Origin of the sequence: Pseudomonas putida (assembly GCF_028682475.1) — a bacterium.
GTDB lineage: Bacteria > Pseudomonadota > Gammaproteobacteria > Pseudomonadales > Pseudomonadaceae > Aquipseudomonas > Aquipseudomonas putida_AG.
In genome coordinates, this window is record NZ_JANHLE010000002.1 from 200,081 (window position 1) to 221,466 (window position 21,386).

At 60.1% G+C, this 21,386-nt stretch carries 22 protein-coding genes and 1 pseudogene; 11 read left to right on the forward strand and 12 right to left on the reverse strand.

The window, feature by feature from the left end; all coding sequences use genetic code 11:
* Positions 1-61: 61 nt before the first annotated feature.
* The 3 genes from NPS47_RS02965 (at position 62) to NPS47_RS02975 (ending at position 3,579) form a co-directional block, all read left to right on the forward strand.
* The gene (locus NPS47_RS02965) at positions 62-2,071 is read left to right on the forward strand and encodes a polysaccharide biosynthesis protein (RefSeq protein ID WP_274293720.1); all 2,010 of its coding nucleotides are present in this window, start codon (positions 62-64) and stop codon (positions 2,069-2,071) included.
* A gap of 250 nt (positions 2,072-2,321) precedes the next feature.
* Positions 2,322-2,642: a ComEA family DNA-binding protein gene (locus NPS47_RS02970; protein WP_274293620.1), complete on the forward strand. Its 321-nt coding sequence runs from the start codon at positions 2,322-2,324 to the stop codon at positions 2,640-2,642.
* 142 nt (positions 2,643-2,784) lie between these two features.
* Positions 2,785-3,579, forward strand: a complete 795-nt coding sequence (locus NPS47_RS02975) for an SDR family NAD(P)-dependent oxidoreductase (protein WP_274293621.1) — start codon at positions 2,785-2,787, stop codon at positions 3,577-3,579.
* 30 nt (positions 3,580-3,609) lie between these two features.
* Here the strand turns inward: NPS47_RS02975 and NPS47_RS02980 are convergent, their stop codons facing one another.
* Entirely contained in the window at positions 3,610-3,777 is a 168-nt protein-coding gene (locus NPS47_RS02980) for a DUF2897 family protein (RefSeq protein WP_010224101.1), read from the reverse strand.
* Positions 3,778-3,956: 179 nt separating this feature from the next.
* On the opposite strand from NPS47_RS02980, the gene pyrF reads away from it, so the two are divergent.
* Positions 3,957-4,658, forward strand: a complete 702-nt coding sequence (gene pyrF, locus NPS47_RS02985) for an orotidine-5'-phosphate decarboxylase (RefSeq protein WP_136475092.1) — start codon at positions 3,957-3,959, stop codon at positions 4,656-4,658.
* Positions 4,659-4,753: 95 nt separating this feature from the next.
* On the opposite strand, the gene NPS47_RS02990 is transcribed toward pyrF, so the two are convergent.
* Entirely contained in the window at positions 4,754-5,758 is a 1,005-nt protein-coding gene (locus tag NPS47_RS02990; RefSeq protein WP_274293622.1) for an NADP-dependent oxidoreductase, read from the reverse strand.
* A gap of 231 nt (positions 5,759-5,989) precedes the next feature.
* Here NPS47_RS02990 and NPS47_RS02995 point away from each other — a divergent pair, with 231 nt between their 5' ends.
* Positions 5,990-6,751: an SDR family oxidoreductase gene (locus NPS47_RS02995; protein ID WP_274293623.1), complete on the forward strand. Its 762-nt coding sequence runs from the start codon at positions 5,990-5,992 to the stop codon at positions 6,749-6,751.
* A gap of 2 nt (positions 6,752-6,753) precedes the next feature.
* On the opposite strand, the gene NPS47_RS03000 is transcribed toward NPS47_RS02995, so the two are convergent.
* Positions 6,754-7,569: a hypothetical protein gene (locus NPS47_RS03000; RefSeq protein WP_274293624.1), complete on the reverse strand. Its 816-nt coding sequence runs from the start codon at positions 7,567-7,569 to the stop codon at positions 6,754-6,756.
* A 97-nt stretch (positions 7,570-7,666) separates the two neighbouring features.
* A complete protein-coding gene (locus NPS47_RS03005) occupies positions 7,667-8,830 on the reverse strand; it encodes an MFS transporter (protein WP_274293625.1) in 1,164 nt (387 codons plus the stop codon).
* 113 nt (positions 8,831-8,943) lie between these two features.
* Here NPS47_RS03005 and NPS47_RS03010 point away from each other — a divergent pair, with 113 nt between their 5' ends.
* From NPS47_RS03010 to NPS47_RS25675, 3 genes and pseudogenes are all read left to right on the forward strand, one after another.
* Positions 8,944-10,341, forward strand: a complete 1,398-nt coding sequence (locus NPS47_RS03010; protein WP_274293626.1) for a PLP-dependent aminotransferase family protein — start codon at positions 8,944-8,946, stop codon at positions 10,339-10,341.
* Positions 10,342-11,317: 976 nt separating this feature from the next.
* Positions 11,318-11,494: pseudogene (locus NPS47_RS25670) on the forward strand (methyl-accepting chemotaxis protein); the annotation flags it as partial.
* A 204-nt stretch (positions 11,495-11,698) separates the two neighbouring features.
* Complete coding sequence (locus tag NPS47_RS25675; protein WP_425313475.1) at positions 11,699-12,403, forward strand: methyl-accepting chemotaxis protein; 705 nt, start codon at positions 11,699-11,701, stop codon at positions 12,401-12,403.
* A 98-nt stretch (positions 12,404-12,501) separates the two neighbouring features.
* On the opposite strand, the gene NPS47_RS03020 is transcribed toward NPS47_RS25675, so the two are convergent.
* Positions 12,502-13,695 (reverse strand): benzoate/H(+) symporter BenE family transporter, encoded by a 1,194-nt coding sequence (locus tag NPS47_RS03020; RefSeq protein WP_274293628.1) that lies wholly within the window; start codon positions 13,693-13,695, stop codon positions 12,502-12,504.
* A gap of 145 nt (positions 13,696-13,840) precedes the next feature.
* Between NPS47_RS03020 and NPS47_RS03025 the strand changes: the two genes are divergently transcribed.
* Positions 13,841-14,443, forward strand: a complete 603-nt coding sequence (locus NPS47_RS03025; RefSeq protein WP_274293629.1) for a glutathione S-transferase family protein — start codon at positions 13,841-13,843, stop codon at positions 14,441-14,443.
* 4 nt (positions 14,444-14,447) lie between these two features.
* On the opposite strand, the gene NPS47_RS03030 is transcribed toward NPS47_RS03025, so the two are convergent.
* The 5 genes from NPS47_RS03030 to NPS47_RS03050 all read right to left on the reverse strand — a co-directional run bounded on the left by NPS47_RS03030 (position 14,448) and on the right by NPS47_RS03050 (position 17,090).
* On the reverse strand, positions 14,448-14,816 hold the full coding sequence (locus NPS47_RS03030) for a glutathione S-transferase N-terminal domain-containing protein (RefSeq protein WP_274293630.1): 369 nt from the start codon (positions 14,814-14,816) through the stop codon (positions 14,448-14,450).
* A gap of 59 nt (positions 14,817-14,875) precedes the next feature.
* A complete protein-coding gene (gene folE / locus NPS47_RS03035) occupies positions 14,876-15,421 on the reverse strand; it encodes a GTP cyclohydrolase I FolE (protein WP_028943701.1) in 546 nt (181 codons plus the stop codon).
* A gap of 69 nt (positions 15,422-15,490) precedes the next feature.
* A complete protein-coding gene (locus tag NPS47_RS03040; protein WP_274293631.1) occupies positions 15,491-16,048 on the reverse strand; it encodes a Smr/MutS family protein in 558 nt (185 codons plus the stop codon).
* A gap of 52 nt (positions 16,049-16,100) precedes the next feature.
* A complete protein-coding gene (locus NPS47_RS03045; RefSeq protein ID WP_274293632.1) occupies positions 16,101-16,421 on the reverse strand; it encodes a hypothetical protein in 321 nt (106 codons plus the stop codon).
* Positions 16,422-16,499: 78 nt separating this feature from the next.
* Positions 16,500-17,090, reverse strand: a complete 591-nt coding sequence (locus NPS47_RS03050; RefSeq protein ID WP_274293633.1) for a cysteine hydrolase family protein — start codon at positions 17,088-17,090, stop codon at positions 16,500-16,502.
* 190 nt (positions 17,091-17,280) lie between these two features.
* On the opposite strand from NPS47_RS03050, the gene prmB reads away from it, so the two are divergent.
* A complete protein-coding gene (prmB, locus tag NPS47_RS03055; protein ID WP_274293634.1) occupies positions 17,281-18,189 on the forward strand; it encodes a 50S ribosomal protein L3 N(5)-glutamine methyltransferase in 909 nt (302 codons plus the stop codon).
* A gap of 81 nt (positions 18,190-18,270) precedes the next feature.
* On the opposite strand, the gene NPS47_RS03060 is transcribed toward prmB, so the two are convergent.
* Both NPS47_RS03060 and NPS47_RS03065 read right to left on the reverse strand, forming a co-directional pair.
* Complete coding sequence (locus NPS47_RS03060; RefSeq protein WP_274293635.1) at positions 18,271-19,059, reverse strand: hypothetical protein; 789 nt, start codon at positions 19,057-19,059, stop codon at positions 18,271-18,273.
* Between the two features lie 106 nt (positions 19,060-19,165).
* Entirely contained in the window at positions 19,166-20,128 is a 963-nt protein-coding gene (locus NPS47_RS03065) for an alpha/beta hydrolase (RefSeq protein ID WP_274293636.1), read from the reverse strand.
* Between the two features lie 133 nt (positions 20,129-20,261).
* Between NPS47_RS03065 and aroC the strand changes: the two genes are divergently transcribed.
* Positions 20,262-21,353 (forward strand): chorismate synthase, encoded by a 1,092-nt coding sequence (gene aroC, locus NPS47_RS03070; protein ID WP_274293637.1) that lies wholly within the window; start codon positions 20,262-20,264, stop codon positions 21,351-21,353.
* Positions 21,354-21,386: the final 33 nt, after the last annotated feature.

The window sequence follows — 21,386 nt, forward strand, 5'->3', positions numbered from 1 at the left end:
TGATGAGTAATCGATGGCACGTAAATTCGACTTTTCGCCGTTACGCGAGGGAGAGAGCCTGATGGGCAATAGCGTCATTGATAAGGTTCGGGTGTTTCTGGTTGCACGACCCAGACGGCAAAAAAGGCTGATCCAGGTCGCCACAGATGTGGTGCTGATCTGGGTCGCATTGTGGCTGGCATTCATTGTGCGCTTGGGCATCGACGATCTCTACAATCCACTCGAAGCGCATTTCTGGCTGTTCCTCAGTGCTCCCGTTGTCGCGATCCCTTTGTTTATCCGCTTCGGTATGTACCGAGCGGTCATGCGTTATTTTGGTAACGACGCACTCATTGCCATTATCAAAGCGGTCAGCCTGTCTTCGCTCATTCTCGCCGTCGTGGTCTTCTGGTACAGCAACCATCAGGCGGTAGTTCCACGCTCGATCATCTTCAACTATTGGTGGTTGAGTCTGGTGATTATTGGCGGCCTGCGGTTGGCCATGCGTCAGTACTTCATGGGCGACTGGTTTTCCGCCACCCAGCACATACCGTTCACCAATCGTGATGATGGCTTGACCAAGGTCGCCGTATACGGCGCAGGCACTGCAGGCAACCAGTTGGTTGCCGCCCTGCGGATGGGGCGGATGATGCGACCCGTTGCCTTCATCGACGATGATAGTAGTATCACCGATCGGGTTATCTCCGGATTGCAGGTGTTCAAGCCTGAGCACATCCAGCAGATGATCGATATGACCGGGGCACAGGAAATCCTGCTGGCAATTCCGTCAACATCACGTGCTCGGCGCAGGGATATTCTGAGCCGTCTCGAAGGTTTTCCGCTGCATGTGCGTAGTGTGCCTGCATTTATGGACTTGGCCAGCGGACGGGTCAAGGTCGATGATATACAAGAGGTTGATATCGCCGACTTGCTCGGGCGCGATGCGGTCCCTGCCCAAGAGGATCTCCTTGAACGCTGCATTAAAAGACAGTCGGTGCTGGTAACGGGGGCTGGTGGTTCCATTGGTTCGGAGCTGTGCCGCCAGATCATTGGGTTGGCGCCCACTACGCTACTGCTATTCGACCACAGCGAGTTCAATCTCTATAGCATCCTCGGTGAGCTTGAGCAGCGCGTTGCACGCGAGTCTTTGCCTGTCCGAGTGTTGCCTATCCTGGGGTCGGTGCGCAATCAACAGCAACTGCTGGATGTGATGAAAAGCTGGCATGTCGATACTGTTTATCACGCTGCTGCTTACAAGCATGTACCGATGGTAGAGCACAATATTGCCGAAGGTATGCTCAATAATGTGATTGGCACGCTGAATACCGCTCAAGCCGCATTGCAAGCCGGTGTAGCCAACTTCGTTTTGATTTCCACCGACAAAGCCGTACGCCCGACCAATATCATGGGGAGTACTAAGCGGCTTGCCGAGATGACCTTGCAAGCGCTCAGCCGCGAATCCGCACCGGTGATGTTTGGTGATAACAGTAATGTTTCGCGGGTCAACAAGACCAGATTCACCATGGTGCGTTTTGGTAATGTGCTGGGATCTTCAGGTTCAGTGATCCCGCTTTTCCATAAGCAGATCAAGTCGGGTGGGCCGCTGACGGTGACCCATCCCAAGATCACCCGGTATTTCATGACGATAGCGGAAGCCGCTCAATTGGTGATTCAGGCTGGCGCCATGGGGCAGGGCGGTGATGTATTCGTTCTGGACATGGGGGAACCGGTGAAAATCGTTGAGTTGGCCGAGAAGATGATCCATCTGTCAGGGTTGAGCGTACGTTCAGAGAGGAATCCGCAAGGCGATATTGCCATTGAATTCACGGGTTTGCGTCCAGGTGAAAAGCTCTATGAAGAGCTGTTGATCGGCGATAACGTCGATGCTACCCAACATCCGATGATAATGAGCGCGCATGAGGATCACCTTCTATGGGATATGCTGAAGGAGCGTCTCGCAGAGCTGCTGGCGGCTATTTCTAACGATGATTACGGTCGTGTTCGCCAATTGTTGCGTGAAACCGTTAGCGGCTACAGCCCGGATGGGGAAATAGTCGATTGGATCTACCAGCAGCGCCGCCTGGAGCCCTGAACGGCATAGTGGGGCCACACCTGAATCTGGGGGTTTTATCACATTTGCTAACGTTGTTTTGCCGCTACCTTTGCCCCATCCAGTCGGGTCGAAAGGCCTTTAATCCGAGGGATTGCGTCGAACATGCAGCTTTCGTCTGATTTGGTAAAAATTCCCCCGTGGGCCACAGTTTGACTCTCGAGCAGGGCGTTCTAGGTTTCAGAGGCAGCCAGGAAATGCTGCCTCTGAAACCACCCCAGGAGTCTCTCTCATGCGCAATACTGTCCTTTCCTACCTTCTTCTTCCTCTGTTCACCAGTGTGTCCTTGTCCTTGAGTGCCGCACCCCAGCCAATCGAAAACCCACAGCTAACCGCTGTCGTAGAGCATCAAGTCGTTAAGTTGGACTTGAACACGGCCGACGTGATGACTCTCCAATCCACCCTGACCGGCATCGGAAAAACCAAAGCCGAAGCGATCGTTGCTCACCGAGAAGAGCACGGTGCCTTCAGCACGGTGGATGAGTTGCTGGAGATCAAGGGTATCGGTAAGGCCTTGCTCGATCGCAACCGCGACAAGCTCACCGTCAACTAGCGCTCCAAGAAAGGCCGGTCGTTGACCGGCCTTCTTGTTTGGGCATGCCTTTGGTCGGCAGGATTTGTGTAAATATTACGATGGTAATATTTTGCTTCAAGCAGATTCATCCTTCCCTAGCCAGTCCCAGGAGATCACCGTTATGTCAGCTTCCTCGGTAACACCCACTGCGCTCGTCACGGGCGCGTCTTCCGGAATCGGTGCGGTTTATGCGGAGCGTCTGGCTGCTCGTGGTCACGATCTGTTGTTGGTCGCGCGGGACCAACAGCGGCTTGAAGTCTTGGCGGCTGATCTACAGGCCCGGTACGGCATTAATGTCGAGGTATTGTCGGCAGATCTTGCGAAAGCGGTAGATCTGGCCCGTGTCGAGCAGCGTTTGCGCGATGATCCGAGCATCGGCGTATTGGTCAATAACGCCGGTATCGCCATGAGTGGCACCTTGGCGGACGCTACTGCTGCGCAGATCGATTCGTTGGTGGCGCTCAACATTGTCGCGCTAACACGTCTGGCTTCGGCCGCAGCCGCGCAGTTTGGCAAGGCCGGCCGCGGCACCATCATCAACATCGCCTCGGTCGTTGCCCTGGCGCCGGAGATGTTCAACGCGGTGTACAGCGCAAGCAAGGCCTATGTACTGAGCCTGACCCAGACGCTGCAAGGTGAGCTGAAAGACAAGGGCGTACAGGTTCAGGCCGTGCTACCCGGAGTTACCCGCACCGAGATCTGGGAGCGCTCGGGTCTGGATGTTGCCCAGATCGATCCACAGATGGTGATGGAGGCCGGGGAGATGGTTGATGCGGCTTTACAGGGCCTGGACAGTCAGGAGTTGGTCACTATTCCATCGTTACCCGATGCTACGGACTGGCAGGCGTTTATCAAGGCGCGCGATGCGTTGAGGCCAAATTTGTCGCGCAGTTCTGCCGCAGCACGTTACAAGTGATGCTGTGAGCAAGCCAGATGGCAGGTGGATTTAGCGATCCTGCGCATCCTTGGCATCCATTTCAGCATTGCGTTCATGCACGCGTTTAAGCTGTTCTTCAGTCAGGGGCAGCTTTTTCGCGGTATCACGCAGCAGCATCAGGCCACCGACGATGGAGCCTATCGCGAGCACCAGAATCAACCAGGCATACCAGGGCATGTCATTCTCCTTCAGGGCGGCGAATGATGCCGCTCCTGTTAAGTTGGAGCCAATGCTTCATTCATTGGTTCAATTATAGGGAAGCCAACGGGGGTGGGCCAATTCGCGATCATTGGCCCCCATAAACCGCGACTTCGTTTACAATGCGCGCCGTTCAAGACTTGCCAAGAGACTCGCCCATGTCCGCCTGCCAGACGCCCATCATCGTCGCCCTGGATTTCCCTACCCGTGACGCCGCCCTGAAACTGGCGGATCAACTCGATCCGTCCCTGTGCCGGGTCAAGGTCGGCAAGGAGCTGTTTACCAGCAGCGCGTCGGGCATTGTCGAAACCCTGGTCGAGAAGGGTTTCGAGGTGTTCCTCGATCTGAAATTCCACGACATTCCCAACACCACGGCAATGGCGGTTAAAGCCGCTGCGGAAATGGGTGTGTGGATGGTCAACGTTCATTGCTCCGGTGGCCTGCGCATGATGTCGGCCTGCCGTGAAGTGCTGGCTCAGCGCAGTGGCCCACAACCGCTGCTGATCGGTGTGACCGTGCTGACCAGCATGGAGCGTGAGGACCTGGCCGGTATTGGTCTGGACATCGAGCCGCAGGAGCAGGTGCTGCGGCTGGCGGCCCTGGCCGAGAAGGCCGGTATGGACGGTCTGGTGTGTTCTGCGCTGGAAGCACCGGCGCTGAAGGCGGCGCATCCGTCACTGCAACTGGTTACCCCGGGTATTCGTCCGGCGGGCAGTGCCCAGGATGACCAGCGTCGTATCCTGACTCCGCGCCAGGCGCTGGACGCCGGTTCCGATTACCTGGTGATCGGTCGCCCGATCAGCCAGGCTGCCGATCCGGCGCAGGCGCTGGCGGCGGTGGTTGCAGAAATTCGCGCTTGACTTGAGGCTGGCGGGAGCAGTGGGAGCGGGCTTGCCCCGCGATGCGATGTGGCTGACATACCGCAATCGCGGGGCAAGCCCGCTCCCACCGATGTTTAGACTTTCAGCACCAGCTTGCCGAAATTTTCCCCGCTGAACAGCTTCAACAGCGTCTCGGGGAAGGTTTCCAGTCCTTCGACCACGTCCTCCTTGCTCTGCAGTTTGCCGGTTGCCAGCCAGCCGGCAATTTCCTGTGCGGCCTTGCCGTAGTTGGCGGCATGGTCCATGACCACGAAGCCTTCCATTCGCGCCCGGTTGACCAGTAGTGACAGGTAGTTGGCCGGACCTTTGACCGCCTGCTTGTTGTTGTACTGGCTGATGGCGCCACAGATCACCACCCGTGCCTTGAAATTCAAGCGGCTGAGCACGGCATCAAGAATGTCGCCGCCGACATTGTCGAAGTAGACGTCGACACCTTTCGGGCATTCGCGCTTGAGGCCTTCGAGAACATCCTCGGCCTTGTAGTCAATGACGCCGTCGAAGCCCAGTTCGTCTTTCAGGTACCGGCATTTCTCTGTGCCGCCGGCGATCCCCACCACCCGGCAACCTTTGATCTTGGCAATCTGTCCGGCAATGCTGCCCACTGCACCGGCGGCCCCGGAGAGCACCACGGTTTCACCTGCCTTGGGGGCGCCAACATCGAGCAGGGCGAAGTAGGCGGTCATGCCGGTCATGCCCAGGGCGGACAGGTAGCGCGGCAGCGGCGCCAGTTTCGGATCGATTTTATAGAAGCCCTGCGGCTCACCCACAAAGTAGTCCTGCACACCGAGGGCACCATTGACGTGGTCGCCGACGGCGAAACCCGGGTGTTTCGAGGCGATCACTTCGCCGACGCCCAAGGCGCGCATGACCTGGCCGAGCGCCACAGGCGCAATATAAGACTTGCCTTCGTTCATCCAGCCGCGCATGGCAGGGTCCAGGGACAGGTAGAGGTTTTTCACCTGTACCTGGCCTTCGCCGGGCTCACTGAGCGGTATCTGTTCGAAGGTGAAGTCGTCACGGCTGACTGCCCCGATCGGGCGTTTGGCGAGCAGGAAACGGCGGTTGGTCTGCGCGGTCATGACTGGAGCTCTCGAGTGAAGGGCAAAGTCTGTTGATAGACCCTCACAGGCATTCCGGCAAGGTTTACCCGCTTGACGAATGCATCACGATCCACACACGTGATTCAGGTTTATCCAGATAATCACCCGAACCGATATGCCTTCAACCGGGCCCCTGATGATGCTGCCAATCCGTGCTACTGGCCGCCTAGACTCCACGCCACTGACCTCTCTTTGTTGCAGGAGCTAGCGATGAGCATGACTTTTTCCGGCCAGGTTGCCCTGGTTACCGGGGGCGCGGCGGGTATCGGCCGGTCCACGGCCCTGGCGTTTGCCGCCGAAGGTTTGAAGGTGGTGGTGGCCGATCTTGACGCCACAGGCGGTGAAGGTACGGTCGAGCTGATTCGCGCCGCCGGGGGAGAGGCGCTGTTCGTAGCCTGCAACGTTACCCGCGAGGCCGATGTGCAGCGCTTGCTGGCTTGCACGGTCGAAGCCTACGGTCGTCTCGACTATGCCTTCAACAATGCCGGCATCGAGATCGAGCAGGGCCGCCTGGCGGAAGGCAGCGAAGCCGAGTTCGACGCGATCATGGCTGTCAACGTCAAGGGGGTGTGGCTGTGCATGAAGCACCAGCTGCCGTTGTTGCTGGCCCAGGGCGGCGGCGCCATCGTCAACACCGCGTCAGTGGCCGGGCTCGGTGCGGCGCCGAAGATGAGTATCTACAGCGCGTCCAAGCACGCGGTCATCGGTCTGACCAAGTCGGCGGCGATCGAATACGCCAAGAAGAAGATCCGCGTCAATGCCGTCTGCCCGGCGGTGATCGATACCGATATGTTCCGCCGCGCTTACGAAGCTGATCCACGCAAGGCCGAGTTTGCAGCAGGCATGCATCCGCTGGGACGTATCGGCAAAGTCGAGGAGATCGCCAGCGCGGTGCTGTACCTGTGCAGTGATGGCGCCGCGTTCACCACCGGCCATGCCTTGGCGGTGGACGGTGGGGCGACTGCGATCTGAGGTTAGCCTGCTTTCAACTCACCGGTGAGAAACACTGTGCGTCGGTCTTTACGGCCGACGTGTTGATGTTTGCTCAGTTGATAGCAGGGCGTGAAGCGCTCCCGGTCGATATCGGGATAGTCGGCCAGCGCAGCCTCGACCAGTTCGTCGTAGCGGGCTTCGGTGATAAAGCGGTAGATCTCGCGGAAGTAAAAGAAGCCGAACTGAAAGCCAAGGGTCTCGCTGAGAAATGCGGTTGGCCGGCAGAAACAGTTTTCCAGATCAATGGCCTGGGCCGGCGCTGGAAGCGTGTCGGGCAACATCACGTTGGCAGCCCACAGGTCCATATGGCTGACGCCTTGCTGGTGCAGTGAGCGCAACAGTTCGAAGGCGCTGACAATCAACGTTTCAACCTGCTTCGGGTTGGTGTTGACCCACTTCCAGCCATCGGTATAACCCGCTAGCAAGCCAGTGATAATGATGAAATCATCCATCAGACCCAGACGGTCCCTGGAGTAACCAAAGCCGATCAAGGGCGCAACCCGGGCGCCGCGTTTGTGCGCTTCGGCGGTATTGACCAGCTCTTCGATCACCCAGTCATTCAGACCTTGGCGTTTGCTGCCACCGAAGGCCACCCGCAGCTTCTTTTTCAGCGAGTCCAGCGGCTGACGCTTGGTGAACAGGGCGCTTCGGGTACAGTCCAGCGGCGCGCTGACGCGTTTGCTCGAGCCCTGCTGTTCTACCAGGCGTTGCAACGCTTGAGCGGTGAAGGTGGTGGGGGGGGCCTTGAAGTGTAATGTTGAACGACGGTGGTTGAGTGTGTAGGAAAACTCGTTCACCAAATCCTTGCATCCGCGCGTCACTGCTGCACATCCCTAATGTCAAAATGCAATCGTCAAAGAAATGTACCATTTCCTACGTTTTTTAACATTTTTTTCACACTTTGTTCACTTGCGTAATTGACTGATTATTCGGGGTAAACAGACGTACACCCACCAGAAAGCAACCAACCATCAAGGCGCCGCCAAATACCAGCAGGGCAACCCTGGAACCCAGACGGTCAACCAATAGTCCGGTAAAGATCACCGGCAGGCTGAAACCCAGGTAGGCGAGGAGAAAGAAGCCGGCGCTGGCGCGGGTTTTCTCGGTGTCGGCCAGTGCATTCACGGCCGACACCCCACCCAGATAAACAAAGCCATAGCAGGCGCTGCTGGCAGCCACCGTACCGAGCAGCACGACGACCAACTGACCGCTATCGGCTCCCCAGGCCAGCAAGGCATAGCTGCAGGGCAATATCATCAAGCCGAGCAACGTTGCTTTGCCAGGCGCCATGCGCCGGGCCAGCGGCTGGAATAACAGGCCGCAGCTGATCACACAGAAGGTTGAGAACCCCGACCAACTGGCCAGACCGTGCTGCTTGAGGATCGACGGCAGCAAGGCGATGACCAGGCCGACACAGGCCCACGCCAGGAGAATCGCCAGGCCATAAGGCAGGCTGCCTGCGGGGTAGCAGGGCAGGCGTAGCCAGGCACCTTGCGTATTTCGACGTTGGTCGGGAAGACGCCACACCGCCAGCAGGGCCAGGCCAGCCAGCAGCAGGTGCACGTAGAAGCTCTCAGGCGTCAGGCTCGGCCCACGCAACAGGAACAGACTGGTCAACGCCGCGCCAAGGCCAAAGCCCAGTGAGGTACTGGCAGTGACCCACGTGGCCGCACGCCGATTGTCGCCGTTGTGCATCAGTTCACTCATGTAGGCGGTGCCCGTCGCCGAGGCCAGCGCTGTGCCGACGCCCAATAGCAAGCGGGCCAGCCCCAGTGTTTGCAGGGTGGGCGCCAGCAACATCAGCAGGGTAGCGAACATCGACAAGCCCAGGGCGACGATGATCAGGGGTCGCCGCCCGACTCGGTCCGCCAGGCCTCCGAGCAACAACAGTACCGGCACCACGCCGACGACATAAGCTGAAAAAGCCACCGCCGTGGCTGCGGCGCCTGTTCCGGACAGCTCGGCATAGGCGGTATAGAGCGGGGCCTGCAGGTTGACCGCGAAGGTGATCAGGCACAGGGCAAAGGCCAGCAGGGCAGGGGAACGCTGGGTGGGCATAGTGAGCTCCTTGTCGATACCGCGACTATCCGGTGATCACCAAGGGCTCTCAAGGCACACTGGCCGAGGAATTGTGATTAACTGTTTGGACAAAACCACCGAACACTTTGCCCATGAACCTGACTCTCGATCGTCAATCCTCCACGCCACTGGTCCAGCAGGTCGCGGCGCAGTTGCAGGGCTGGATCGAACAGCAGCGCCTGCGTCCTGGCAGCCGCCTGCCATCGATCCGCCAGTTGGCGCGCGAGCAGGGCATCAGCCAGTCCTGTGTGATCGAAGCCTATGACCGGCTGGTGGCGACGGGATTACTGGAGGCTCGGCATGGTGCCGGCTTTTTTGTCGCTGAACAGCGGTTAAGTGCTGCGCTGGTTGATCAGCCATTTCGCGATGAAACTTTCGCCAATCGCTGGCAGCAGTTCAGCGATGCCCCGGTCGATCTGCTCAATCTGTGTTGTGGCTGGGTGCCTTCCAGCTGGCGCGCCACCGAGGCGATCGCCCAGGCTGTGCGTCACGTCAGCCGTGGGCCGGTGGAAGATTTGCTCGACTACTGTCCACCGTTGGGGCTGGCCAGTTTGCGTGCTCAGCTGCACAAGGTATTGGCGCAGATCGGTATCCAGGTCAGCCCCCAGCAGATCCTTACGACTCAGGGGGCAAGCCATGCTCTCGACCTGCTGGTGCGAACCTTGCTCAAGCCTGGCGACAAGGTCGTGGTGGAAAGTCCGGGGTACTACAACCTGTACAACCTGCTGCGCCAGCATCAGGTCGACATGCTGCTGGTGCCGCGTACCGCCACAGGTCCGGACCTGCAAGTGCTGGAAGACTTGCTCAAGCGCCATCGGCCCCGTTGCCTGTACATCAACAGCCTGTATCACAACCCCACCGGCAGCAGCCTGACCCCCAAGGTGGCTTATCGCCTGCTGGAGCTTGCTCGTGAGCATGATGTACAGATCATCGAAGACGACATCTATGCCGACTTTCAGGACGGTGCGGTAACGCGCCTGGCCACCCTGGACGCCGAGCAGCGGGTGATTTACCTCGCCAGCTTTTCCAAGACCCTGAGCAGCTCGTTACGCGTCGGTTACCTGGTGGCGGAACCCGCATTGGTCGCCCGTCTGGCCGAACTGAAGATGGTTAGCGGGCTTGGCACTTGCCGGTTCAGCGAACAGGTGGTGGCGCAGATGCTCGCCAGCGGCTCGTACCGCAAAAGCGTGGCGCGCCTGCGCCCGCGCCTGGCGCAGCACATGGCCAAGGCGTTGGGGCAGCTGGAAGCCAGCGGCTGGCAGGTATTCACCGAGCCTTATGGCGGGATGTTTGTCTGGGCGCGTTGCCCTGGGTGGGATTTCGCCGCACTCAATCGAGAAGCATTGGCGTGTTCGGTGCTGTTGGCGCCGGGTAGTGCGTTTGATCCGCAGGGGGCAGCCAGTGACTGGCTGCGGATCAATGTCGCCTATGTTCAGGACCAACGCGCCCAGGCGTTCTTTCAGCGTACAAGGCGACCTCCGCCGTCTTGAAAACGACGCGTCTGTAGCCATTTGCCATTATTGCGACGCCAGCATCTTGTGTCACCCCGGGCGCCATTGCCACTCTGCAGTATTGAGTCGTTGCCGAGTCAGTGGGGGAGGTGCGATGAGTGCGCTCGAACGTGGTTTTTTTGCCAATCTGGGCATGGCACGCAAGCTGGGTCTGGGCTTTGCCCTGGTGTTGTTGCTGACCGCTGTGGTGGCGATCTGCAGTGTTGGCGCATTGCAAAGCATCGCTCAGCGATTCGACGGGCTCAAGCGGATGACGGTGCTCAGCACCGACGTGCTCAGGGTGCGTTTGCACGAGCAAGACTTTGCCTTGCGTTCCGCCCCGGAGGCAGTGGCGGCACTGCATCAAGGTGTGGACGGGCTGCTGGCGCAGCTGGGTGATCTGCCGCAACTGAGCGGCAGTGGTGTGGAGCAGGCCTTGAATGAGTACCGGCAGGCCTTCGACCAGTTCGTTCAGTTGACCCAGTCCAAGGAGCTGGCGCTGGACATGGCCAGCTGGTCGGTGTCGAGCGTGGCCAATAACCTCGACGTGCTGCAGGCGGGGCTGGCCGATGACGGCACTTACACCCTCAAGGACACCCAGGGCCAGCAAGGTGCCGAGTTTGTCGAGCAGGCCGGACAGGTTGCCCAGGTGTCCAGGTTGATGCTTCAGGCCATGGATGAGGCGCGGCTGCGCCTGGAGCAGAACCGCAAAGGCAGCGAGGATGTCCGCCAGGGGCGCATCGAACAGACCGGGCAGGCTGCGATGCTGGTCGAGCAGCTCAAAGCTGGCGTCAGTGATGCCGGTTATCAGACCGTTCTCAATGAGGTCAGTGGCCATATCGCCAGCTTCAGTGAAAAGCTCGGTGAGTACACAGATTTGCTCGGGCGCGAGCAGCAACTCAAACAGCAGCTGCAACAGCGCGCCGAGCAGGTGAGTGCTCAGATCGGTCAAGCCTATGCAGCCGAAGACCAGGCCATGCTGGCTCAACTCCAGCGTAACGCAGTGTTTATCCTGCTGGCGTCACTGCTGGCCCTGCTGGTCGGGGTGGTGGCGGCCTGGTTGATCACGCGCGCGGTGGTCGGGCCGCTGCGGCAGGTCATCGGGTGTGCCGAGCAGATCGCCGCAGGCGACCTGAGTGGCGGCATTCGGGTTGATCGCCGCGACGAGATTGGCCAGCTTATGCAGGCCATGCAGCAGATGAGTTCGGGGTTGAGCGGCATTGTCAGCGGGTTGCAGAAGGGGATCGAGCAGTTGGCGAGTAATGCGCAGTCACTCTCGGCGGTGACCGAGCAGACTACCCGTGAGGTCAGTAGCCAGAAGGAGGAAACCGAACAGGTCGCCACCGCCATGCAGCAGATGACTGCCACTGTTCATGATGTCGCGCGTAACGCCGAAGAGGCTGCGCAAGCGGCCCAGGCGGCAGACGACAAGGTTGGCACTGGCCAGCAGGTGGTGCGCCAGAGCATGCAACGGATCGAAGCGCTGGCGGGCGCTGCCGAATCGGCCAGCCAGGGTATCGAAAGCCTAAGTGCCGAAATCCAGACCATTGGTACGGTGCTGGAGGTGATCAAAAGCGTTGCCGAACAAACCAACTTGCTCGCCCTCAATGCCGCTATCGAAGCGGCCCGCGCAGGCGAGCAGGGCCGCGGCTTTGCGGTGGTGGCCGATGAGGTGCGTGCTTTGGCCCGGCGTACCCGGCAGTCAACCGAGGAGATTGAACAGCTGGTGAGCAGCCTGCGTCGCAATGCCCAGGCTTCAGTGGCGCAGATTCAGGGCAGTAGCGAACTGGTCAAGCTGGCGGTGGGCGATGCCCTGCACACCGAAAGTGCACTGGGCAGCATTGCCGCAGCGGTGTCGTTGATCCAGCAGATGAATCAACAGATTGCCGCAGCGGCTGAAGAGCAGAGCTCGGTGGCTGAGGAAATCAACCGTAGCGTCACCCAGATCCGCAGCAGCGCCGATCAGTCGGCGCTGGCCATGCAAGGCAACGCCAGCTCGAGTGTCGAGCTGGCGCAGTTAGGCAGTGACCTGAAGGGGATGGTGGGACATTTCAGGCTGTAGCGTGACTTAGTGGGAGCGGGCTTGCCCCGCGATGCGATGTGACTGACAAAGCACAATCGCGGGGCAAGCCCGTTCCCACCGGGTAACTGCAGCGTCCCTCAGGCGTTCTTGCGCCAGTTGAGAATCATCAACGTCAACACCCCGGCGACAATCCCCCAGAACGCCGAGCCGATCGAGAACAGGGTAAAGCCCGACGCGGTGACCATGAAGGTAATCAACGCCGCTTCGCGCTCTTTGGCTTCATTCATGGCAACTGTCAGGCCGTTCATGATCGAGCCGAACAGTGCCAGGGCAGCGATCGACAGCACCAGCTCTTTTGGCAAGGCCGCGAACAGGGCGGCCAGGGTGGCACCGAATACGCCGGCGATGCCATAGAAAATCCCGCACCAGACCGCTGCGGTATAGCGTTTGCTCGGGTCTTCATGGGCATGGGGGCCGGTACAGATCGCCGCGCTGATGGCCGCCAGGTTGATGCCATGGGAGCCGAAGGGCGCCAATACCAGCGAGGCCAGGCCGGTCACCGAGATCAGCGGTGAGGCCGGCACCTGGTAACCATCGGCCCGCAACACGGCAACGCCCGGCATGTTCTGTGAAGTCATTGCGACCACGAACAGTGGAATGCCGATGCTGATGGTGGCGGCCAGGGAAAAGCTTGGGGTGGTCCACACCGGGGTTGCCACTTCCAGGCGGAAACCACTGAAGTCCAGCAGGCCCATGGCAGCGGACAAGGCGGTGCCCACCAGCAACGCGGCGAGCACGGCATAACGTGGCGACAAGCGTTTGATGATCAGGTAACTGAAGAACATCCCCAGCACCAGCGCGGTGCGGTGCTGGGCGGCAAGGAAGATTTCGCTGCCGATCTTGAACAGGATACCGGCCAGCAACGCCGATGCCAGTGAGGCTGGAATGCGTTTGACCAAGCGTTCGAAACTGCCGGTCAGGCCGCAGATCACCACCAGCACGGCGCAGGTGATGTAGGCGCCGATGGCTTCGCCATAGCTGACCCCGCCAAGACTGGTGATCAGCAGTGCCGCGCCCGGCGTCGACCAGGCTACAGTCACCGGCGTGCGATAGCGCAACGACAGGCCGATGCTGCACACGGCCATGCCGATCGACAGGGCCCAGATCCACGATGAGATTTGCGCACTGGTCAAACCGGCCGCCTGGCCGGCCTGGAACATCAGGACCAGGGAGCTGGTGTAACCGGTCAGCATGGCGATAAAACCTGCGACCACGGCCGAGGGCGAGGAGTCAGCCAGAGGGCGCAGTTGCGCGGAAGTGGCATCGGGCATGGATCAATCCTTGTTCTAGGTGTAAGCAGTTTTTGCAGACTAACGCGCAGGCTGACGGTTTTTGCCATACAGCAGGCATTGCATTTAGCCGTACAGTCGCAAACTATGGGGGCGGGTACGATTCAGCCATTGATTGGGGGGAGAGATGTACAAGGTTTACGGTGATTACCAGTCGGGTAACTGCTACAAGGTCAAGCTGATGCTGCACTTGCTTGATCTGCCCTATGAATGGCACTCGGTGGATATCCTCAAGGGCGAGACGGAAACCCCGGCGTTTCTGGCCATGAACCCCAATGGCAAGGTGCCAGTGCTGGAGCTTGAAGACGGCACCTACCTGTGGGAATCCAACGCGATCCTGAACTTTCTCGCCGATGGCACCGAATTCCTGCCCAGCGAGCCGCGCTTGCGCACCCAGGTACTGCAGTGGCAGTTCTTCGAGCAATACAGCCACGAGCCGTACATAGCCGTGGCGCGCTTCATCCAGTTTTACCTGGGCCTGCCGCAAGAGCGCCTGGAGGAATACAAAACCCTGCACAAAGGCGGCTACAAGGCTTTGCGGGTGATGGAGAAGCAGCTGCAGCTAACGCCTTATCTGGTCGGCGACCGCTACTCGATTGCCGATGTTGCGCTGTACGCCTACACCCATGTCGCCCAGCAGGGTGGTTTTGATCTGGACGCCTATCCGGGCATTCAGGCATGGCTGGATCGGGTCGCCAGCCATCCTCGTCATGTGACTATGGTCGGCTGAGCGATCAGGCGGCAAAACGCTTGTTGAGGTAATCGATGATCACCTTGGATTCGTACATCCAGGTGGTCTTGCCGTCTTCTTCAATGCGCAGGCACGGTACTTTGATCTTGCCACCTTCATTGAGCAGTGCCTGGCGATCCTGTTCGTTGTTCTTCGCATCGCGCAGGGCCACCGGCACATTCAGGCGGTGCAGGGTACGGCGGGTTTTCACGCAGAACGGGCAGGCGTGGAACTGGTACAGGCTCAAGCCCTTGGCCTGTTGCTCGACCAGCGCCTGGCTGGCCGGTTCGCGTTTGAGCTTGGCCGGGCGGCTGATCCAGTCACCGAACACAATCAACTGGCCCAAGCCCACACGCAGTGCTTTGACGATCATGGCAACTCCTAAGAATAAAAAAAGCCGACCACGAAAGGTCGGCTTGCAGTCAGGCCCGATTACTTGATCAGGCTGAGAAACTCGCTGCGGGTCGCGGCATTTTCACGGAATTCGCCGAGCATCACCGAGGTGATCATGGTCGAGTTCTGTTTTTCCACACCGCGCATCATCATGCACATGTGCTTGGCTTCGATGACCACCGCCACGCCCAGGGCGCCGGTGACCTTCTGGATCGCCTCGGCCACCTGGCGGCTGAGGTTTTCCTGGATCTGCAGGCGACGTGCGTACATGTCGACGATCCGCGCAACCTTGGACAGGCCCAGGACCTTGCCATCGGGGATGTAGGCAACGTGAGCCTTGCCGATGAATGGCAGCATGTGGTGTTCGCACAGCGAGTACAGCTCGATGTCCTTGACCAGGACCATTTCGCTGTTATCGGAGCTGAACAGTGCGCCGTTGGTCACTTCTTCCAGGGTTTGTTCATAACCGCGGCAAAGGTACTGCATGGCCTTCGCAGCCCGCTTTGGCGTGTCGAGCAGGCCCTCGCGGGAGACGTCCTCGCCGAGCTGGCCGAGGATAGCGGTGTAGTTCTGTTCCAGGGACATGGATCTACCTGTGGGATTTATCGCAAACGCGAAGGGTACGGCGGCTGTGGCGGCGCTGCAAGTACGGCGTTACTCGTCACGGCCTTCGAGCATGGTTCGTTTGAGCATCACGTACACCGCACCGGTACCGCCGTGACGGGCCTGGCACGAGGTAAACCCCAGTACCTGCGGGTGTTGGCGCAGCCAGGTGTTGACGTGACTCTTGATCATCGGCTTCTTGCCATCCAGGCGTACGGCCTTGCCATGAGTGACGCGCACGCAGCGGACTTCGAAGCGGGTGGCCTCGGCGAGGAACGCCCAGAGGGTCTCGCGGGCTTTTTCCACATTCATGCCGTGCAGATCGAGGCTGCCTTCGAAACCGATCTGGCCGAGCTTGAGCTTGCGCATCTGGCTTTCCTGGACGCCGTCACGGCTCCAGTGCAGGTCGTCTTCGGGGCCTACATCGATGACAAACAGGTCCGACAAGCCATCGACCACGTTCTGGTCGCTGCGTACCGTCGCGGCCTGACGCAGGCCGGCCAGCTGCTTGCGGTCGGCCTTGGGTTTGCCGACTTCGGCGCGATCATGCTTGATCGGCTTGACGCCGCGCATCTCGCTTTTGAACAGGGAAAAATCGTCGTCTTGCATGTAAGCCTCCGCCTGGGCGGCGTAGTTTACGCGACTCCCCCGCAGGTTGCAGTCAATCGTGCTTTTTCATCAGGTGCGGCGACAGGTTCAGTTCGCGGCTGCGGCGCAAGCGCAGACGGCTGCGGCGCCAGAACCAGATGCCCAGGTACAGCAGCACCAGGCCGCCTGCGAGTACCACCGCGGCACCGGCGCGGTTGGCGTTGAGCTCGGCCAGCGCTTCCAGGTTGCCGAGCAGGCTGGCGGCGCCGGCCATGGCCAACAGCACGCCAAGGGTCGCCAGCAGCGCCGAAAAGGCTGCAGCCAGGCGTGCGCCCCAATTGCGTGGCTCACGCTGGCGTAAGCGCTTGGCATCGAAACCGTCGGACAACTTCATGCCGATTTCCTCTGTGGATATCCGGATGTTGACCGATATAGCGCAAGGTGGTTCCGCCGCAGCCTGTCGGATGACCGATCAGATCAGGCTGCTGGTCGGTGCCACGCAAGCAAAGTTATCGGCCATGATCGCCATTTCGCTTTGCTGGATCTGTGCAGCGGCAATGACTCCTCCCTTGAACGGCAGGTCGCGGGTAGCGCAGGCATCCTCGATCAGGGTGCAACGGTAACCATAGTCCTTGGCCCGGCGCACGGTGGTGCTGACGCTGGAATGGCTCATGAAACCGCAGACGATCAGGTCCAGGTGCCCGTACTTCTGCAGGGTTTCATGCAGGGTGGTGTTCTTGAAGGCGTTGGGCATGCGCTTTTCGATGATCACTTCATCGCCTTGCGGTTCAAGACCTGGAATGAATTCACCGCGTGGCCCCTGCGGGTCGAACAGGCCACCGACGGTGCCGAGGTGGCGCACGTGGATGATCGGGCGGCCGGCCTTGCGCGCCGCGTCGAGCATTTTAGCGATGTTCGCCACAGCCTCGTCCATGCCCGACAACGCCAGAGGACCGCTCAGGTACTCTTTTTGCGCATCGATAATGACCAGGCTGGCATTGCTGAGCTTGGCGGGTGGATAGCCACGGCCGCTAAGGTGGAACATCGTCGTTGGAACAGACATCAAGGGCTCCTTTGGATAGGGCTTTTCAACCTATTGTCCCCTGCCTGAGCACTTATGTGAATCGCTTCGCGTACAAGCAGCGTGGTTAGTGGCCTGCAGCCATGTCGGCGAAACACTTACAGGCGGTTTTGACGAACCTTTTCTGTGACCGGGCTGTTAGAATTGCAGGTCGTCTTTCAAGGAGTCTGTTGTGATCACTTCTCGCCTGCGCACCCTGCGCGATCATATCCGTTGGGCTGTCAGCCGTTTCCATGAGCATGGCCTGTTTTTCGGACATGGTGCCGACAACGCCTGGGACGAAGCACGGCTGCTGGTGCTCGGCTCGGTGCATTTGCCTTGGGAGGTTGCCGACAGCTATCTGGACTGCCAGCTGGAAGACGACGAGCTGGTGCACCTGCAGCGCCTGCTCAAGCGCCGCATCGAAGACCGCGTGCCGACCGCCTACCTGTTGGGTGAGGCGTGGTTCTGCGGCCTGGCCTTTATCGTCGATGAGCGCGTGCTGATTCCGCGTTCGCCCATCGGCGAGCTGATCGAAAAGCGTTTTGAGCCGTGGCTGGCCAGCGAGCCTGCGCGCATTCTCGACCTGTGCACCGGTTCCGGCTGCATCGGTATCGTCAGTGCCGAGGTATTCCCTGAGGCCGAAGTGGTGCTCGCCGACCTGTCATTCGAAGCGCTGGAGGTGGCCAACCAGAACATTGAGCGTCATGGCCTGGAAGAGCGCGTGTATACCGTTCAGGGCGATGGCTTCGAGGGTTTGCCTGGGCAGCGTTTCGACCTGATCCTGTCCAATCCGCCGTATGTCGATGCCGAGGATTTCGCCGACATGCCGGATGAGTACCACCATGAGCCGGAACTGGGCCTGGCCTGTGGCAACGACGGCCTGGACCTGGTGCGGCGCATGCTGGCCGAAGCAGCGGATCACCTGACCGAGAAGGGCTTGTTGATCGTCGAAGTGGGCAATAGCCAGGTGCACGTCGAAGCGCTGTACCCGGAAGTGGATTTTGCCTGGCTGGAATTCGAGCGCGGTGGCCACGGGGTGTTCATGTTGACGGCGGAGCAGTGCCGGCAGCATCAGGGGCTGTTTGCTTCCAGGGTGTAAGGGCAAAATCGATCGCGGGGCAAGCCCGCTCCCACAGGGTTTGGTTTACCCCGGTGGGAGCGGGCTTGCCCCGCGATGCTTTCAATGGGTCGCAATCCAGATCAACAACCCTGCCTGGAACACCGCAAAGGCCACCAGGCAGGTGATGGTGAAGCGCAGGCCGCTGTCTTCGCGACGGTACTTGCTGACCCGCTCGTCACGCTCGCGCAGTTGCGCTTCCTTTTCCTGCAGGTTCTGTTCGGCCTGCTGGAGCATCTGCGCAGCATCGAGAATTTCCACGCGCTGCACCTTGTCAGCATTCCAGCCGCCCTTGAGTTCGCCGACCGGCACATCGACGTAGCGACCCTTGAGGTGCTGGGCATCGGCGTATTCGACCTCCAGGCCATGGCTGTGCAACAGATGGTCGCGGCGCAGGCGGGTGTCCTCGTTGAGCGCATCCTTGTTGGCCAGGGCGGCGCCTTCGACCCGGTAGTGCGACCACTTGCGCTGCGCCCAGCTTACGGCCTGGGCCAGCATGAAGCGACCCAGCCCACGGTTCAAAGGCTCGATCTGCAGGCCGCTATCCGGGCCGATACGCACATGCTTTTCCTGATGATCGACCCAGACATCCAGGTGATTCTGTTCTTTGCGCACCTTTTGCCCGGGCAACTGGATGCTCATGCGCAACAGGCTGATGTCTTTGTTATGGCGCTCGGCATAACCGTACTGAACGAAGCGCAGTGGTCGTGCACCACTGTTGCGATCAGTCGGCAGTGGTGCCAGGCGCAGCATCTGGAAATGTTCCGCAGTCACCTCGGCCCACGGCAGCGGCGCGGGTTCCGGCGCGGCCTCTGGGGTTTCGGGGGCATCCTGGGGGGCGGCTTCAGTCATCACGGCAATCCTCTTGTGCACAGCAAGCTGGACACAATCACGATGCCAGCATCGGCTTATCGGCAGAATCGTCCGGGACTGGAGGCGTAATTTCGCTGAAATTCGCTCAGGCTGCAGGCAGCCTGTGGATAAAGTCGACCACACGCTCGCCCAGTTCGGCAGCTTGCGGCAATTTCGGGTTCAGGTAACTGTCGCGCTGCTGGCTGGCTGCCTGCGGGGCAATTCTGAGCATGTGGTTCATGCCCTGGATCAACGCCAGTTCGGCATCGGGTTTGGCGGCTTTGAGCCGTTCGGCATTGCTGACATCGACCTGGACATCATGGGTGCCCTGGATGATCAGAGCCGGTACTTTCACCCTGGCGAACGCCGCTGCCGGGTCCTGGCGAAACAACGAAATCAGGTACGGCTGAACCGACGGACGCAGCACATTCTGCAAGGGCCGGGGGATATTTGATGCAGTGCGCCCGGCCTTGAGAGCGTCCAGGATGTGCATCACCTGTTCGTTGTAGCGGTCCGGGATGCGCTCGGCGAGTTGTGCACGAAAGACCTCATCAATCGGCCGACCGCTGCCGGCCACGCTGACCACCGCGCTGGCGCCACTCGGTTCAGCGGCCAGGCTGGCAATCAGCGCGCCTTCACTGTGCCCCAGCAGGATCAACTGACCGAAACGCGGATCAGCCTTGAGTTTATGACTCCAGGCCACGGCATCGGCGACATAACCTTCAACCGTCAGGTCGCGTTCATCCGGTGTCGCCGCCAGGCTCGCGGCCACACCGCGCTTGTCATAACGCACACTGGCAATTCGGTTCTTCGCCAGCACCAGGGCCAGTTGCCGGAGATTGTCGGTGTGGGCGCCGTCCGGGCTGTTGCCGTTGCGGTCGGTGGGGCCGGAGCCGGGGATGATCAGCACTACCGGTGGCGGCTGTTCAGTGCGCGGTAACAGCAGGCTGCCATACAGCGTGCCGCTACCGGTATCGAGACTGATCGGGCGTTGCAATACAGTCGGGACAGCAGCGTGTACCAGGCCGCTGAACAGCAGGGCGATTACCACGAAAACGCGCAACATCATCAGGCCACTATCGAGGAGTTGGCTTTTTGACCGGCGCCTGGGCAGAAGGTTCGCTGTCAGGGATGAACTCAATGGTTAGCCTGCGTATACTGGCGACCTTGTTCAAATCAGGCTGATTCGCGGAGCGTCCTGCATGTCCGGCAATACCTACGGCAAGCTGTTCACTGTCACCACCGCTGGCGAAAGCCATGGTCCGGCGTTGGTCGCCATTGTCGACGGCTGTCCGCCGGGCCTGGAAATTTCCCTGGCCGACCTGCAGCACGACCTCGACCGGCGCAAGCCCGGCACCAGCCGGCACACCACCCAGCGCCAGGAAGCCGATGAAGTCGAAATCCTCTCCGGGGTTTTTGAAGGACGCACCACGGGCTGCTCGATCGGCCTGTTGATCCGCAACACCGACCAGAAGTCCAAGGACTACTCGGCGATCAAAGACCTGTTCCGTCCGGCCCACGCCGACTACACCTACCACCACAAGTACGGTGAGCGTGACTACCGTGGCGGTGGCCGCAGCTCGGCGCGGGAAACCGCCATGCGCGTGGCTGCGGGGGCGATTGCCAAGAAGTACCTGGCCAGCCAGGGTATTCGTATTCGCGGCTACATGAGCCAGCTGGGCCCGATCGAGATTCCGTTCAAGACCTGGGAGTCGGTGGAGCAGAATGCGTTTTTCAGCCCCGACCCGGACAAGGTGCCGGAGCTGGAGGCCTACATGGACCAGCTGCGCCGTGACCAGGATTCGGTCGGGGCGAAAATCACCGTGGTCGCCGAAGGCGTCATGCCGGGCCTGGGCGAGCCGATTTTCGACCGCCTGGATGCCGAGCTGGCGCATGCCTTGATGAGCATCAACGCGGTCAAGGGCGTGGAGATTGGCGCAGGTTTCGCCAGTGTGGCGCAACGCGGTACCGAGCACCGTGACGAAATGACCCCGGAAGGTTTCCTCAGCAACAACGCCGGCGGCATTCTCGGCGGGATTTCCTCTGGTCAGCCGATTGTTGCCCACCTGGCCTTGAAGCCGACGTCGAGTATCACCACCCCGGGTCGTTCGATCGATGTTGATGGCAACCCGGTCGAAGTGATCACCAAGGGCCGTCACGACCCGTGCGTGGGCATCCGCGCCACGCCGATCGCCGAAGCGATGATGGCCATCGTGCTGATGGATCACCTGCTGCGTCATCGCGGTCAGAACGCCGATGTACGCGTGAGCACGCCGGTGCTGGGCCAGCTGTAATGCCAACACCCGGCAAACGCGCTGCGGCCTGCT

Excerpts from the sequence above, each read along its gene's own strand:
- NPS47_RS02965 (WP_274293720.1), top strand. The coding sequence starts at position 62 with ATGGGCAATAGCGTCATTGATAAGGTTCGGGTGTTTCTGGTTGCACGA.
- aroC (WP_274293637.1), top strand. The coding sequence starts at position 20,262 with ATGTCCGGCAATACCTACGGCAAGCTGTTCACTGTCACCACCGCTGGC.
- NPS47_RS03040 (WP_274293631.1), bottom strand. The coding sequence starts at position 16,048 with ATGCAAGACGACGATTTTTCCCTGTTCAAAAGCGAGATGCGCGGCGTC.
- NPS47_RS03050 (WP_274293633.1), bottom strand. The coding sequence starts at position 17,090 with ATGTCTGTTCCAACGACGATGTTCCACCTTAGCGGCCGTGGCTATCCA.
- pyrF (WP_136475092.1), top strand. The coding sequence starts at position 3,957 with ATGTCCGCCTGCCAGACGCCCATCATCGTCGCCCTGGATTTCCCTACC.
- NPS47_RS02990 (WP_274293622.1), bottom strand. The coding sequence starts at position 5,758 with ATGACCGCGCAGACCAACCGCCGTTTCCTGCTCGCCAAACGCCCGATC.
- NPS47_RS03045 (WP_274293632.1), bottom strand. The coding sequence starts at position 16,421 with ATGAAGTTGTCCGACGGTTTCGATGCCAAGCGCTTACGCCAGCGTGAG.
- NPS47_RS02980 (WP_010224101.1), bottom strand. The coding sequence starts at position 3,777 with ATGCCCTGGTATGCCTGGTTGATTCTGGTGCTCGCGATAGGCTCCATC.
- NPS47_RS02975 (WP_274293621.1), top strand. The coding sequence starts at position 2,785 with ATGTCAGCTTCCTCGGTAACACCCACTGCGCTCGTCACGGGCGCGTCT.
- NPS47_RS03025 (WP_274293629.1), top strand. The coding sequence starts at position 13,841 with ATGTACAAGGTTTACGGTGATTACCAGTCGGGTAACTGCTACAAGGTC.
- NPS47_RS03030 (WP_274293630.1), bottom strand. The coding sequence starts at position 14,816 with ATGATCGTCAAAGCACTGCGTGTGGGCTTGGGCCAGTTGATTGTGTTC.
- NPS47_RS03060 (WP_274293635.1), bottom strand. The coding sequence starts at position 19,059 with ATGACTGAAGCCGCCCCCCAGGATGCCCCCGAAACCCCAGAGGCCGCG.
- NPS47_RS02970 (WP_274293620.1), top strand. The coding sequence starts at position 2,322 with ATGCGCAATACTGTCCTTTCCTACCTTCTTCTTCCTCTGTTCACCAGT.
- NPS47_RS03065 (WP_274293636.1), bottom strand. The coding sequence starts at position 20,128 with ATGATGTTGCGCGTTTTCGTGGTAATCGCCCTGCTGTTCAGCGGCCTG.
- folE (WP_028943701.1), bottom strand. The coding sequence starts at position 15,421 with ATGTCCCTGGAACAGAACTACACCGCTATCCTCGGCCAGCTCGGCGAG.
- NPS47_RS03005 (WP_274293625.1), bottom strand. The coding sequence starts at position 8,830 with ATGCCCACCCAGCGTTCCCCTGCCCTGCTGGCCTTTGCCCTGTGCCTG.
- NPS47_RS02995 (WP_274293623.1), top strand. The coding sequence starts at position 5,990 with ATGAGCATGACTTTTTCCGGCCAGGTTGCCCTGGTTACCGGGGGCGCG.
- NPS47_RS03010 (WP_274293626.1), top strand. The coding sequence starts at position 8,944 with ATGAACCTGACTCTCGATCGTCAATCCTCCACGCCACTGGTCCAGCAG.
- NPS47_RS25675 (WP_425313475.1), top strand. The coding sequence starts at position 11,699 with ATGACTGCCACTGTTCATGATGTCGCGCGTAACGCCGAAGAGGCTGCG.
- NPS47_RS03020 (WP_274293628.1), bottom strand. The coding sequence starts at position 13,695 with ATGCCCGATGCCACTTCCGCGCAACTGCGCCCTCTGGCTGACTCCTCG.